General features: G+C 62.6%; 17 protein-coding genes and 2 pseudogenes. 8 read left to right on the forward strand and 11 right to left on the reverse strand.

From position 1 onward, the window contains the following. Positions 1-3: 3 nt before the first annotated feature. Positions 4-504, reverse strand: coding sequence for a methylated-DNA--[protein]-cysteine S-methyltransferase (locus tag ACQ4OD_RS01435; protein WP_430943770.1), 501 nt, complete (start codon positions 502-504; stop codon positions 4-6). A gap of 150 nt (positions 505-654) precedes the next feature. On the opposite strand from ACQ4OD_RS01435, the gene ACQ4OD_RS01440 reads away from it, so the two are divergent. After that, positions 655-1,164 (forward strand): GNAT family N-acetyltransferase, encoded by a 510-nt coding sequence (locus ACQ4OD_RS01440; protein ID WP_198755062.1) that lies wholly within the window; start codon positions 655-657, stop codon positions 1,162-1,164. Here ACQ4OD_RS01440 and fos read toward each other — a convergent pair. From fos to ACQ4OD_RS01460, 4 genes are all read right to left on the reverse strand, one after another. Continuing rightward, the gene (fos, locus tag ACQ4OD_RS01445; RefSeq protein ID WP_430943771.1) at positions 1,155-1,565 is read right to left on the reverse strand and encodes a fosfomycin resistance glutathione transferase; all 411 of its coding nucleotides are present in this window, start codon (positions 1,563-1,565) and stop codon (positions 1,155-1,157) included. The genes ACQ4OD_RS01440 and fos overlap by 10 nt on opposite strands. 76 nt (positions 1,566-1,641) lie before the next feature. Next, a complete protein-coding gene (locus ACQ4OD_RS01450; protein WP_232968083.1) occupies positions 1,642-1,989 on the reverse strand; it encodes a hypothetical protein in 348 nt (115 codons plus the stop codon). A gap of 120 nt (positions 1,990-2,109) precedes the next feature. Beyond that, on the reverse strand, positions 2,110-2,658 hold the full coding sequence (locus ACQ4OD_RS01455) for a GNAT family N-acetyltransferase (RefSeq protein WP_198755060.1): 549 nt from the start codon (positions 2,656-2,658) through the stop codon (positions 2,110-2,112). A gap of 142 nt (positions 2,659-2,800) precedes the next feature. After that, the gene (locus ACQ4OD_RS01460) at positions 2,801-3,178 is read right to left on the reverse strand and encodes a hypothetical protein (RefSeq protein WP_102684263.1); all 378 of its coding nucleotides are present in this window, start codon (positions 3,176-3,178) and stop codon (positions 2,801-2,803) included. A 678-nt stretch (positions 3,179-3,856) separates the two neighbouring features. On the opposite strand from ACQ4OD_RS01460, the gene ACQ4OD_RS01465 reads away from it, so the two are divergent. Further along, positions 3,857-4,063, forward strand: a complete 207-nt coding sequence (locus ACQ4OD_RS01465; RefSeq protein ID WP_023629947.1) for a DUF6434 domain-containing protein — start codon at positions 3,857-3,859, stop codon at positions 4,061-4,063. Between the two features lie 95 nt (positions 4,064-4,158). Here ACQ4OD_RS01465 and ACQ4OD_RS01470 read toward each other — a convergent pair whose 3' ends face one another. Continuing rightward, the gene (locus ACQ4OD_RS01470) at positions 4,159-4,365 is read right to left on the reverse strand and encodes a hypothetical protein (RefSeq protein WP_102684281.1); all 207 of its coding nucleotides are present in this window, start codon (positions 4,363-4,365) and stop codon (positions 4,159-4,161) included. A 430-nt stretch (positions 4,366-4,795) separates the two neighbouring features. On the opposite strand from ACQ4OD_RS01470, the gene ACQ4OD_RS01475 reads away from it, so the two are divergent. After that, entirely contained in the window at positions 4,796-5,071 is a 276-nt protein-coding gene (locus ACQ4OD_RS01475) for a hypothetical protein (protein ID WP_102684262.1), read from the forward strand. A gap of 86 nt (positions 5,072-5,157) precedes the next feature. Here the strand turns inward: ACQ4OD_RS01475 and ACQ4OD_RS01480 are convergent. Both ACQ4OD_RS01480 and ACQ4OD_RS01485 read right to left on the reverse strand, forming a co-directional pair. Continuing rightward, positions 5,158-5,259: pseudogene (locus ACQ4OD_RS01480) on the reverse strand (VOC family protein); the annotation flags it as partial. Between the two features lie 87 nt (positions 5,260-5,346). Beyond that, positions 5,347-5,814 carry an anti-virulence regulator CigR family protein gene (locus tag ACQ4OD_RS01485; protein ID WP_430943772.1) on the reverse strand — a complete coding sequence of 156 codons (468 nt, stop codon included), beginning with the start codon at positions 5,812-5,814 and terminating at the stop codon, positions 5,347-5,349. Positions 5,815-6,159: 345 nt separating this feature from the next. Between ACQ4OD_RS01485 and ACQ4OD_RS01490 the strand changes: the two are divergent. From ACQ4OD_RS01490 to ACQ4OD_RS01500, 3 genes and pseudogenes are all read left to right on the forward strand, one after another. Continuing rightward, positions 6,160-6,625, forward strand: a pseudogene (locus ACQ4OD_RS01490) (site-specific integrase); the annotation flags it as partial. A 20-nt stretch (positions 6,626-6,645) separates the two neighbouring features. Continuing rightward, a complete protein-coding gene (locus ACQ4OD_RS01495) occupies positions 6,646-8,232 on the forward strand; it encodes an ABC-F family ATPase (protein WP_046855494.1) in 1,587 nt (528 codons plus the stop codon). Positions 8,233-8,403: 171 nt separating this feature from the next. Beyond that, positions 8,404-9,570, forward strand: a complete 1,167-nt coding sequence (locus ACQ4OD_RS01500) for an MFS transporter (protein WP_102684259.1) — start codon at positions 8,404-8,406, stop codon at positions 9,568-9,570. Here the strand turns inward: ACQ4OD_RS01500 and ACQ4OD_RS01505 are convergent. Then, entirely contained in the window at positions 9,529-10,578 is a 1,050-nt protein-coding gene (locus tag ACQ4OD_RS01505; protein WP_430943773.1) for an alpha/beta hydrolase family protein, read from the reverse strand. The two genes, ACQ4OD_RS01500 and ACQ4OD_RS01505, sit on opposite strands and share 42 nt — an antisense overlap. Positions 10,579-10,726: 148 nt before the next feature. Beyond that, a complete protein-coding gene (locus tag ACQ4OD_RS01510; protein WP_046855491.1) occupies positions 10,727-11,338 on the reverse strand; it encodes an FMN-dependent NADH-azoreductase in 612 nt (203 codons plus the stop codon). Positions 11,339-11,471: 133 nt separating this feature from the next. Between ACQ4OD_RS01510 and ACQ4OD_RS01515 the strand changes: the two genes are divergently transcribed. Next, complete coding sequence (locus ACQ4OD_RS01515) at positions 11,472-12,374, forward strand: LysR substrate-binding domain-containing protein (RefSeq protein WP_102684257.1); 903 nt, start codon at positions 11,472-11,474, stop codon at positions 12,372-12,374. Further along, positions 12,367-12,741 (forward strand): MmcQ/YjbR family DNA-binding protein, encoded by a 375-nt coding sequence (locus ACQ4OD_RS01520; RefSeq protein ID WP_110701295.1) that lies wholly within the window; start codon positions 12,367-12,369, stop codon positions 12,739-12,741. Before ACQ4OD_RS01515 ends, ACQ4OD_RS01520 begins: the two co-directional genes overlap by 8 nt. 163 nt (positions 12,742-12,904) lie before the next feature. Here ACQ4OD_RS01520 and ACQ4OD_RS01525 read toward each other — a convergent pair whose 3' ends face one another. After that, on the reverse strand, positions 12,905-13,321 hold the full coding sequence (locus ACQ4OD_RS01525; protein WP_198755055.1) for a VOC family protein: 417 nt from the start codon (positions 13,319-13,321) through the stop codon (positions 12,905-12,907). Between the last annotated feature and the right edge of the window lie 15 nt (positions 13,322-13,336).

Genomic DNA, 13,336 nt, shown 5'->3' on the forward strand with positions numbered 1-13,336 from the left:
CGCCTAGAAATCCAGCGCCAGGCTCTGGCGCCCCTCCAGTGCCAGCAGATACTGCTTGGCCGGCAAGCCACCGGCGAAACCGGTGAGGCTGCCCGAGGCCCCGATCACCCGGTGGCAGGGCGCGATGATCGAGATCGGGTTGCGGCCGTTGGCCGCGCCCACCGCCCGAACCGCATCGGGCTTGCCGATCTGCCGGGCGATCTGGCCGTAGCTGCGGGTCTCACCAAAGGGAATGGTCAACAGCGCCGCCCACACCTCACGCTGGAACGCGGTCCCGGCAAAGTCCAGGTCCAGCTCGAAGCGCAGGCGTTGCCCGGCGAAGTACTCGCCCAGCTGGCGGGCGGTCTCGCGCAGCACGCCGTGCTGGTCGTCGCGGTGCAGCTCGCCCAGGCGCACCCGGTTCTCCCGCTCGTGCTCCCACAGCACAGCGGCCAGCCGCTCGCCACGCGCCACCAGGGTCAGGGTGCCGACAGGCGATTGCATGAGGGTGAAGGCACAGGACATGGCAGGCTCCGGCAGGATGACGATCGCTGCACTGTAACCATCGCGGCGCGGCCACGCATCCGCTTTCTTGCCCAGCCATCGCCACTGGCCAGCCCGAAGCGCTACCTCGTACACTGAGGCGCCACTCGTTTTTCAAAGGACGGAAACACAGTGAACGACGCCTCGCCCGACATCATCATCGAACGCTTTGCCGAGCAGCACCTGCACGGTATCACCGCGCTCTACAACGAACCTGCGGTGTGCCGCCAGGTGCTGCAGATGCCCTACCAGGGCGTCGAAGTGTGGCGTGAGCGCCTGGCCGCCTACCATGACCGGCAAATCCGCCTGGTGGCGGTGCACCAAGGCCAGGTGATCGGCAATATCGGCCTGGACCAGAGCACGCGCATCCGCCAGGCGCACCTGGGCGAGCTGCTCATGGGCGTTGCCCAGGCCTGGCAAGGCAAGGGCGTCGGCTCGCGCCTGATGACGGCCATCCTCGACATTGCCGACAACTGGATGAATCTGCGCCGGGTCCAGCTGACCGTCTACGCCGACAACGAACCGGCACTGGCGCTGTATCGCAAGTTCGGCTTCGAGGTCGAAGGCCGGTTGCGCGACTACGGTGTGCGCGATGGGGTGTTTGTCGACGCGCTGTGCATGGCGCGGCTGCGTCAGTCGTAGAACACCATGCCTGTATAAGGTTTCGCCCGGCAGGCCGCCAGCCGCGATTGCAGATCGCCGACATGGGCTTCGAGCTGGTGGCCATCCGGGTCGAGGAAGTACAGCGAGTCTCCCTCGCTGCTGTCCTGCTTCCACAGGCGCACGCCGTGCTCGCGCAGGCGCTGGGCGAAGGCCGCGAAGTCGCTGTGGCGGATGGAAAACGCGTAGTGCGTGTAGGTGCGCTGCAGGTCGCCCGCCGCTACCTGATCGGCCGACAGGCACAGCCACAGTTCGCCCAGGCTCAGGTAGGCACCCCGCTCCCACCGAGCACTGAGCCTGAAGCCCAGTACCTGCTGGTAGAACACGATGCTGTCGGCGAGGTTGGAGACGGCCAGGGTGAGATGGTTGAATCCGTTCAACATGAGAATCGTCCGAGGTGAAGTAGGACAAGATCGTTTCGCGGGACGACGCAAACGGCAGCGCCCCGCGAAGCTGCGATCATACCCTCGAACACATCAGCGCGGCATCGAGCAGGCGCCCCTTGTCATACCAGGCATCGCGTTGATAGGCGGAGTATTGTTGCCGCCCTGGGGAGCCCTGGACCTTCACCAAACCGTCGGCCTTGTTCGGATCGGTGCTGGCGACAAACAGCTCGAGGGCGTCCTGGTTCTGCACGATAAAGGTCGTCGCGTTTGCAGGAAGCTCGGCCCTGACGCAGTTCAGGTAATCCGGCGGAGCTTTCGCGGTCACGCCGAAGGTGTTGTCGCTCCCGGCCCGGATATCGGGATCATGCGCGCAACCGGCCAGCAGCAGGCTGGCGGCCAATGCCATCATCAAGCGGTTCATACAGACTCCAACCACCCCAGCAGGATTTCCTGGACAGTCGCACAACTACCACCCTTTTTAATAGTCTGCTTACGATCTACAAGCCTAGCCCCAGGGTGACGGGCCCGGTATGCCGGTTCGCTATATCGCCTGGGTGGGCCGGTCGATCCGGTAGAGCACGTGCGGTCGCAACGAATTGCCTTCAGGCACCGTCACGTCGAGGAAGTCTTCCGTCGGCTCCGAACGCATCCCCAGCCTCTGCATCAATGCCCTGGACGGTGTGTTGATGCTGGAGGTGTAGCCGATGACCTGGCGCAACCCAAGGGTCGACCACGCGTAGGCCAGGCACGCACTGGCCGCTTCGAATGCATACCCTTGCCGCCAGTGGCTGCGCCCGAGGATCCAGCCGATTTCGACATGCGGGCCGCCCGGTATCTCGTCCCCGGTCGAGGACAAGCCAAGGCCGCCGACCAACGCGCCATCTGCCTTGCGCTCGAGCGCGACAAAGCCGAAACCATGCGTTTGCAGGTGCCGATCGCACTCGGCAAGCATCGAGCGGGTTTCAGCGGGCGTCAGTACTGCGGGGTAGTAGTAGCGCCTGACTTCGGGGTCGGCGTTGACGACGGCAAAGGCTTCGATGTCCCGCTCGGCCCAGGGGCGCAGGACAAGACGTGGCGTGTCGATGAACATGGGTTAGGCGCAACTCCCTTCTACCAGGCAGGACCGACATCGCCTTGCGATGCCTGCGAGGCATGGGAATCTAGCACATGCGCATGACCGCGGAACTCCGGCCCTCAATAGACCGGAGCCCGGACAGGTCAATCAATCGCGATCAAGCTTTGCCGAACACATAGAAGCTCAGGTTGGCCGAGCTCTTGCCCGCGGCGAACAAACCGCGCAGGTTGTTCATCGAAACGCTGCGAATGTTGAAGGTCTCCTGGGTGGAGTAGCTGTCATTGATGCTGACGTACTGCAGGTTCTTGTCGCTGCCACCGGAATAGTCCAGGCGAACCATGAAGGTGCCCGCGCCGGCGGTGGTCCTGAGGATGAAGGATTTGTACTGCTGGATCTGCGCTTCGACGAAGTTCGCGCCGGCCCGCTCACCTTCCTTGCCCTTCACATCGCAACGACCGCTGCTCAGGTAGGTATAGCCTGGGGGTACCTGAACATCGGCGGCCAGTTCTTCTTTGAAAGCCTGTTGCTGTGTCATGACTCATGCTCCTTATGAGTAGGATTTGCGTACAGCACTGGTGAGTCTACAAGCGCCAGGCAAGTCGGCACTGCTGGCGGACAAGCGGAGCACGCGAACGAGCACGCAAACACCCGAGCGAATGCAATCCTCACAGATGCCTGATCTCTCGCCCAGACGAATTCCCGAGCACTCTGTGCCCGGCCCCGATTCTGGGGACGTGTCCCCAGGCGTGGGGGTCAGGCACTGGCCTGCAAGAATACGAAAACCGCCACCACATCCAAGGCCAGCACGGCGGCCACCACGAAGCTCATGAAATAGAGGTCATCCTGGAACATGTCTGCACTCCCGCCTGGTGGGTTTGCTTGACTCAAGCAACTCCCATTCCAGCCTGCCCGCTTCAGGACCATGTCCATTGGTCAGACGTGGTGGGTCTATCGCGCAAATAGGCGCTTACTGATCACTCACTCCGGCTCTACGCAAGGATGCCAATCGAGGTGTGCCCCGATGAGACGCATCCAGAAAATCATCCAGCAGCGCCGTCGGCAGCTGCATGTGCACCTGCCGCCCAGCGAATTGAAGGCGTTGAGCCGTGACGATGGGCCCGGTACGGCGAAAGCGGCATGGCTGCCGGAGAGGCGCCAGACCACAACAAGAGATGCTAGGCTCCAGCGAACCTGGCCATCCAAGGTAGTGGAAATGAGCTTCGACTGGCACGCTGGACCTATCACCCGCACGACCCTGCTCGACAAGAACTACCGCAATACGCAGAAGGTCCGGCAGTTCCTGCTCGGTGAATGCGGCGCGGCGTTCAAGTTCGATCGGACCTTCATGGCCTGGATCAAGAGTGGAGCACCCTCCACCATGGGGGATGTCGCGGATGAATGGATGCGTACGCGCAGGTGACAGCCAGGCAGTTGATGCTGCCCGCCGATCACTCCGGGATGTCTTTCAGACGAAAAAGCCCGCCAGATGGCGGGCTCTCTGCCTGAGACGCGGGATCAGTTTGTCTGAATGCCTTTGATCAACTGAAGACGCATCGGGTAGCCCTGGCCAGGCTGGACCACAGTCTCGGTTTCAACGGTCTGCACGACTTTTCCCTGGGCATCTTTGGTGACGGAAATGGTCTTGCTGTACGAGCTTTGGACAACGCAGCCGCTCAGAGTGGCGCTGGCAGCGATAAGTGCCAGGAAAATAACGTGTTTCATATCGAGCATCAATCCTTGGAAATGGGCGGCGCGCAATGTAGCAACATGCCATCATCCAGGGAAGCCTGCGGTTTCAGTTCGGCTTTGGTAGTCCTTGTCATCCCCCACGTGTCGCTCCCTGGCTCGTCCACCTGCCCCTCTGTAGATTCCCTGACAGGCAAGCCAATGTGAAACCTTCTTCACGCTTGAGCATCAGCCCGTGCGAGTAAATCAGTCAAATTTCAGAACTGAAAAAAGCCATCGAACTACTTGCTTTAATTATTTCATGGTCTTAACTGCGTAGCACAACAACCCATACTGGAAAAAGGCATGAGCCCTCTTATAGCCCCATGAGCTAACCTAACTACTAATCACAAGTAGCAGTGGCAAGTCTGCAAATTCCAAATAGCGAGCCGACTCATGGAATCTACAACCCAAAGGGACTTAAAATATGAAGCTCACGATCACCAATGGCGCAAGCACATCGATTGACATTGCAGTGAGTGCATGGCGTAACGACGGCAATGACAGTTACTACTCGATAGCTCAAGGGGAGTCTGATACCTGGGACCGCAGCGACGCAAGAGGGTACTTGATGGCGGTAAAAATGAAATCCCAGGTAAAAACCTACTACATATCCCAAACCAGCAAGATAGTTGTTGAAGACAACATTGTAAAAGACCACGGCCAAACCCTTAACCCGCTATACGCAGTAAACAACATGTAATACCAGCAGTAGTTGTCAACTGCAGAATGACTGGCATGCTGCACAGTGCCAGTCTTCTGCATGCCACTTTGCCCTGGGCATCCACGGTCGTCCGAATACAAGATGACCATCGGGCCACCGGGCCTGAAAGGCTTACCCGTGGTGAAGCCGCCAGTAAGCCGACCATCACTGAGCTCGGTGTATGTCGGGGGCGTGTAAGAGGTCAAACTCTACTACAGCCAGGTGATAGCCAAGCCTTGCATCATTTCCGTGATCTTTGTCGCGATACCTCGCACCTAGTCCAACGCGCCATTGAGCACCTCGTAGATTATACCGGTGGTAATCGCAACGAGAATTAAGTCCGTTCCGACCTGTTGCCACTCATAACCATCGTAGCGCGGCAGATGACCCAGAAGTCTGCCATCGAGCTTTTTCGCGATGCCAGGAGGGAGCGGTTTTCCTCGTGCTAAATTCTTCTGGATGCCGGGCGGCAAGGCTGGCCCTGGACTCCAGTAGTTGTGGTAACTGCTCAGTATGTTTAGGACGCTGCCACGATCAATTCTTGGGCCGTCATCCCAGCCATTATGCCCTGAACTCTTTCCCTTCGCCCCGCCGCCCTCTGCCCCATGGCCTTGAATATTCTGCGAGTTACCCTTTCCGTGCCCCTGCCCTTTTCCATTGCCGGGATCAGCAGCGGCACTTATTGAGCCCGTAACAAGGGCAGCACTCGCGAGCAATGAGATCAAGGTTTTTGATTTGAGCATGTCCGTTCTCTCATAAAAAGGGCCCCCCCTCCAATGTAGACGACGTTGCCCTAAAAAGTTCATTCACCACCACGCCGCCACCAGCACGGAGGGCAAAGCCGCCTGACCCTCCGGCGCTGCGCGCCAGCACCTTCCCCTATTCAACGATAACGCCGACCCGGCGAGGATCCACCATGTTTCTGCACCGCCTGTGCAGCAAGACTATCCTAAGCCGTTCAGGCGGCCGCGCCGCCGCCCGTGATGCAAGCGACACTCCGTCGCTACGAGGCCTTGCACCGTACCAAGGGCACCGCTGAGAGCCTGGCCAAGGCAGAGGTAACCGCCGAGCTGGCATCTCGCTTCGAGCGGACCATCGCCAAGACCTTGTGCGAGGTTGAGGAAAGGACGCAGACAGCAGGGATAGGTTCGTTTTGCTGAACCAGAGGGCTTGGCGCGCTGCAGTACGACAGGGAGTACGCCGAGCTGCGAAAGCCAGGGATAGAGATTAGCGGCCAAAACGCCCTACGTGTTTCCCCGTCAAAGGGAAGTGAGAACGTCAAACAGACGTCGGACGTGCACAAACAGCGGGTTCCGGTGCTGAATGAGCTGGGGATCAGAAGGAGGCCCCCATACAACTGTCGTCACACCTATGCGACAATATGCTTAATGTCTGGCCTCAACCCCGCATTTTATCGCCCAACAGCTGGGTCACAGCGTGCAAATGCTGCTGTCGACGTATGCGCGTTGGCTCAACTCAAGCTCCGACTGGAGCGAGCTGGAAAAGCTCAAGATTGGTATCAAATTGGTATCAGCCGAGAATCCAGCCGCGTAAGTTACTGATAGGTAAGCGCTTTGATCTCCACCGCTAACATCACCATGCAGTTCGGCTCCAAGCCCCTGTTTGAAAACGTCTCGGTCAAATTCAACAACGGCAACCGCTACGGCCTGATCGGCGCCAACGGTTGCGGCAAGTCGACCTTCATGAAGATCCTCGGTGGCGACCTGGAGCCGTCCGGCGGTCAGGTGATGCTCGAGCCCAACACCCGCCTGGGCAAGCTGCGCCAGGACCAGTTCGCCTACGAAGAGTTCGCCGTGATCGACACCGTGATCATGGGCCACGAGCAGCTGTGGAAGGTCAAGGCCGAGCGTGATCGCATCTACTCGCTGCCGGAAATGACCGAGGAAGACGGCATGGCCGTCGCCGAGCTGGAAACCGAGTTCGCCGAGATGGACGGCTACACCGCCGAATCCCGCGCCGGCGAGCTGCTGCTGGGCCTGGGCATTCCCCTGGAACAGCACTTCGGCCCGATGAGCGAAGTGGCGCCAGGCTGGAAACTGCGCGTGCTGCTGGCCCAGGCGCTGTTCTCCGACCCGGACGTGCTGCTGCTCGACGAACCGACCAACCACCTGGACATCAACACCATCCGCTGGCTGGAAACGATCCTCACGGCGCGCAACAGCACCATGATCATCATTTCCCACGACCGCCACTTCCTCAACAGCGTCTGCACCCACATGGCCGACCTGGACTACGGTGAGCTGCGCCTGTTCCCGGGCAACTACGACGAGTACATGACCGCGGCCACCCAGTCGCGCGAGCAACTGCTGTCGGACAACGCCAAGAAGAAAGCCCAGATCGCCGAGCTGCAGACCTTCGTCAGCCGCTTCTCGGCCAACGCCTCCAAGGCCAAGCAGGCCACCTCGCGCGCCAAGCAGATCGACAAGATCCAGCTGGCCGAGGTCAAGCCATCGAGCCGTGTCAGCCCGTTCATCCGCTTCGAGCAGACGAAAAAGCTGCACCGCCAGGCGGTGATCGTCGAGAAAATGGCCAAGGCCTTCGACGACAAGGTGCTGTTCAAGGACTTCAGCTTCACCATCGAAGCCGGCGAGCGCGTGGCGATAATCGGCCCCAACGGTATCGGCAAGACCACCCTGCTGCGCACCTTGGTCGGCGAAATGAAGCCGGACGCGGGCGCGGTGAAGTGGACCGACAGCGCCGAAGTGGGCTACTACGCCCAGGATCACGCCCACGATTTCGAGGACGACGTGACGCTGTTCGACTGGATGGGCCAGTGGACCAGCGGCGAGCAGGTTATCCGCGGCACCCTGGGGCGCATGCTGTTCTCCAACGACGAGATCCTCAAGTCGGTGAAGGTGATCTCCGGTGGTGAACAGGGCCGCATGCTGTTCGGCAAGCTGATCCTGCAAAAGCCCAACGTACTGGTGATGGACGAACCGACCAACCACCTGGACATGGAATCGATCGAGGCGCTGAACCTGGCGCTGGAAAACTACCCGGGCACCCTGCTGTTCGTCAGCCACGACCGTGAATTCGTGTCGTCGCTGGCCACCCGCATCATCGAGCTGACGCCCGAAGGCGTGGTGGACTTCAGCGGCACCTATGACGACTACCTGCGCAGCCAGGGTGTAGTGGTCTGATCCAACGCTGAGTCATCCTCATCGCGGGGCAAACCCGCTCCTGCAATGCCTTCGCGGCATTCGCAGGAGCAGGCTTGCCCCGCGCTGCGTTTAATTAGTTAGCCTGCTTCCTTTTCCCTCTCGCCGCAGCCATGATGGGCACAGCCCCACCGCCCGCCCGCGAACGAGCCCATGACAGCCCCTCACGCTTCCAGTGTCACCCTGCAGATCCTCTCGATCGTCTTCTACACCTTCATCGCCTTCCTCTGCATCGGCCTGCCGATCGCGGTGCTGCCTGGCCATGTGCACGATCAGCTGGGTTTCGGCGCGGTGATCGCTGGCCTGACCATCGGCCTGCAGTACCTGGCCACCCTGCTCAGCCGGCCTTTTGCCGGGCGGGTGGCAGACACACTGGGCGGCAAGCGCGCCATCCGCTATGGCCTGTACGGCATCGCCGGCTGCGGCGTACTGACCCTACTGTCGGCCTGGGCCCTCGCCCTGCCCTGGCTGAGCCTGGCGCTGCTGTTGGGCGGCAGGCTGCTGCTAGGCATCGCCCAGGGGCTGATCGGCGTTGCGACCCTGAGCTGGGGGATCGGCCAGGTGGGGCCGGAGCATACCGCCCGGGTCATTTCCTGGAACGGCATCGCGTCCTATGGCGCCATCGCCATCGGCGCGCCGGCCGGCGTGCTGCTGGTGGACGGCCTGAGCTTCGCCGTGCTCGGGCCAGCGCTGCTGGGACTGGCGCTGCTGGCCCTGCTGGTGCTGCGCACGCGACCTGACGTGGTGGTGGTGCGGGGTGAGCGGTTGCCGTTCTGGTCGGCGTTCGGGCGGGTGGCGCCCTGCGGCCTGGGGCTGACCCTGGCGTCGATCGGCTACGGCACCCTGACTACCTTCGTCACCTTGTACTACCTGGAACGCGGCTGGGTCGGCGCAGCCTGGTGCCTGAGCGCCTTCGGCCTGTGCTTCATCCTGTCGCGGCTGCTGTTCGTCAACGCGGTCAACCGCTTCGGCGGCTACAACGTGGCCATTGTCTGCATGGCCACCGAGGTCCTGGGCTTGACTATGCTATGGCTGGCGCCCTCGCCGCTGTGGGCGATGCTCGGTGCCGGGCTGACCGGCTTCGGCCTGTCGCTGGTATACCCGGCCCTGGGGGTCGAGGCGATCCGCCAGGTGCCCAGCAGCAGCCGTGGCGCCGGACTGGGCGCCTACGCGGTGTTCTTCGACCTTGCACTGGCCATCGCCGGCCCGGTGATGGGCGCGGTGGCAGTACACCTGGGGTATGCCTCGATCTTCGCTTTCGCCGCCCTGCTCGCCCTGTCAGGGGTGGGCCTGACCCTGTTGCTGGCCCGCCGCGGCTGAACGTTCGGCGGGCTCCGGTGCACCCAGTGCCTGGCTGAAGAAGGCCGTGGTCTCGCTGCGCAGCGAGCGATGGATATGTCGACGGTCGACACCCTCGGCGTCCTTGCACAGCACCGGCATGCGCTGGTGTTGCTCTTCGTCGCAGGGGGCCATGAACACGAAATGCCCGGCACCGGTCAGCAGGCGGTAGTCAGGTGTTACCGGCAGCTTGCGCGCCAGGGCATCGGCGTTGTGCTCCAGGGCCAGTAATTGGTCATTGTCGCCGCTGTAGATCAGCGCCGGCACCTGCACGCCGGCCAGGGCGTGGCGACCGAACATCAGGCTCAGCGGCGCCATCAGCATGACCGCGCCCACCCTGGCGTCGGCGCGGGGCGCCAGTTCACTGTGGTCGGCGATCAGCACGCCATGGGTCTTGCAGGCGTCGGCGTCACCGGGGCGTTGCTCGCAGTAGCGGCGCAGGCGTTCGAGGTCGGGCCGCGCGCCAGAAAGGATCAGCGCGGTTTCGCCGCCAGCGGAATAGCCAATCACCCCGACCTTGCCATCATTCAGGTACGGCGCGAGCAGCCTGTCGTTTCGCGCCGCAGTGATCGCGGCGCTGATCTGCAGCGGCCGGCCATAAAGGTTGCTGAGGGTGCCCAGGCGGCTATGGTCGCGGTTGTTGTCCCCGGGATGGACCACCGCCACCACCACGAAGCCCTGCCGGGCCAGGCCGTTGGCCAGGTCATGCAGGGCCATCGGGCTGCCAGTGTTTCCATGGGAGATCACCAGCAGCGGGAACTGGCCCATGGCTACCGGCGCCTCTTCGGCGACACGGGTCTGGTAGCCCTCGATGCGCACCGGGCGCGCTTCGCCGCCGGAGGGGTAGAACGCCAGGGCCTGCATGGGTTTGGCGTCCACCGGATCGACCAGGGTCAGCCGGTGCAATCCGGCCACCCACGGCGCTGCATCGGCGCGGGCCAACAGGCCGCCCAGCAGTAATAGCGCCATCAGCTGGCGGGTTCGCTTCATCGCAGGGCGCTCCCAGGTTCAAGGCACTGCGCAGTACACGGGTATGGATGCCAGCATAGAACCCGGTGCGCTGACGACACATGAAAACTGGATGAAAAAAGCCGGCTGGCGCACGAGGCGACAGCCGGCTTTCAGTCGATGGCATCGATCAGGCGGCAGCGAACAGCTCACCTGCAATCTGCGCCTGGGCGGCATCGATGGCCTTGGCGCGGTGCTCCGGGCCGTAGGCCAGGCCATGGGCGCGGACGATTTCCAGGTCGGTGATGCCGATGAAGCCGAGGAACACCTTGAGGAAGTCCTCATGGCCAACGCCGGTCGGCTGACCCTGGTGCAGGCCACCGGCGGTGGACACCAGGATCACTTTCTTGTCACCGCACAGGCCTTGCGGGCCGGCTTCGGTGTAGCGGAAAGTCTGGCCGGCTACCGCCACGCGGTCGATCCAGGCCTTGAGCTGGGTCGGCACGGTGAAGTTGTACATCGGCGCACCAATCACCACCGCGTCGGCGGCGAGGAATTCTGCCAATGTTTCGGCGCTGAGGCTGGCTTCATGAGCCTGGGCGGCATCGCGCATTTCCTCGGGGGTACCGGCGGCCACCAGGGTAGCGGCGGAGAAGTGGCTGATGGCGTCGCTGGCCAGGTCGCGGTAAACCACTTCGATGCTCGGGTCGGCGGCCTTCCAGGCTTCGACGACTTCGCGGCTCAGTTGGCGGGAGGCGGAATTGTCGCCCAGGATGCTCGAATCGATATGCAACAGTTTCATGGGTCTCTCCTGTGAATGAAGACCGCGGCGGTGGGCGATCACGATGGAGAGAATCCTACCGGCACAGCGAATAGCTGATAAGTCGGCAAAAATGCGTTAGTTTGTTCCACTGATGGAACAATGGGGCTGTCAAATGCAAGACCTTAACGACCTCTTCTACTTCGCCCGGGTGGTCGAAGCCGGTGGCTTCGCTGCCGCCGGGCGCCAGCTGGGCATTCCCAAGTCGCGCCTGTCGCGGCGCATCGCCGAGCTGGAGGAGCGCCTGGGCACGCGCCTGCTGCAGCGCACCACCCGGCAACTCAAACTGACCGCCGTGGGCGAGCGCTACCTGAGCCACTGCCAGGCGATGCTGCTGGAGGCGGAGATGGCCGATGAAGTGGTGGCCAGCATGTCCAGCGAGCCCAGGGGGCGGTTGCGGGTATCGTGCCCCGTTGCCCTGGCCCATGCATTCCTGCCGGATATCATCAGCCGCTTCCTTGCCCAGTACCCCTTGGTGCAATTGGACATGGTGCTGCTCAACCGCCGGGTCGACCTGATCTCCGAAGGCATCGACGTGGCCCTGCGCGTGCGCGACCTGGGTGATGAGGACCCCGCCCTGGTCACCAGGCGCCTGCGCCAGGCGCAGATGCAACTGGTGGCCGCGCCAGGTTTTGCCGACCATATCCGCGAGCCCGCACAGCTGGCGACCCTGCCGGTGCTGGGCGCCGCCGAGGCCGACCGACTGGTGCATTTTCGCCTGCATGGCCCCAACGGCCGGCAGGAGGAAGTCGCCCTGGAGCCGCGCCTGGCCATCGACGACTTCGTCGTGCGCAATGCGGCGGTACGCACCGGCCTGGGTTTCACCGCCCTGCCGTCAATGTTCTGCGAGGAGGAACTGGCCCGTGGCGAACTGGTGCGCCTGCTGCCAGACTGGTCGCTGCCTGGCGGCTACCTGCAGGCGGTCTACCCACACCGGCGCGGCCTGCTGCCGGCGGTACGCGCATGGATCGATCACCTGGCGACCTCGTTCGAGGCCTGTGGAGAGCGTTATGTCTGAGAAAAGGATGACCGAGGAGCAAGTGGCCGCGCTGTGCCTGGCCCTGCCGGGCGCACAGGAAGACTACAAATGGGGAGGCATCCGCGTGTTCTCGGTGGCAGGCAACAAGATGTTCGCCGTGCAGGACCTGGGCGGCGCGGGCCTGTCATTCAAGGTGGCCGATGAGTTGTTCCTGGGCTATTGCGACCGCCCTGGGGTGCGCCCGGCCCCCTATCTGGCACGGGCGAAGTGGATCAGCATGCTGCCACCCTACCCCATGGGCCGCGACGAACTGAGCGACCTGCTGCGCCGCTCGCACCAGCTGGTGGTGCGACGCTTGCCAAGGCGCCAGCAAGTTGGGTTGCTGCTGGGGACGGGCGACGCCTAGTGTGGTGTTTTGCAAATACGACCAATAAATCGCGAGTGTTTTTGCGCTCAGGCAAGGCGTCGCGACGAGTCGTAGCCCAGCTACGGCGAAGAGCGACAACGCCGCATGAGCGCAAAAAGCGCCGCGAGTTATGGTCGTTATTTGTGAAACACCACACTAAGGGTCAACCCGACAATGGCGGCCCCTTGAGCTCGACCCGGTTGCCGTCCGGGTCGAAGCAATACAGCGACAGCCCCTCTCCCTCGGCCCCATAACGTTTTTCGGCAGCCTCCACCCTGACCCCGGCCTCGCTCAGCAGTGCGCGCAGCGCCTGCTCGTCGAACGGCTCGATGCGCAGGCACACATGATCGACATTATGCCCACACTGGCCGGGCGCCGCGCCGCCCTGGCGCCCCAGCGGGCCGTCGACTGCCACCAGGTCGATCAGACCATCACCGGCGCCGAGGTGGATCATCCCCAGCGTGTCCCGGCGCTTGCGCACCGGGCAGCCGAGCAGCTCGTGATAGAAAGCCAGGCTGCGAGTCAGGTCGCTGACGCGCAGGACGACATGGTCGATGCGTAGTACGGCGAAAGCTGGCATGGCGAAGCTCCACGA

Origin of the sequence: Pseudomonas sp. WC1 (assembly GCF_050586565.1) — a bacterium.
In the GTDB taxonomy this organism is placed as follows: Bacteria; Pseudomonadota; Gammaproteobacteria; order Pseudomonadales; family Pseudomonadaceae; genus Aquipseudomonas.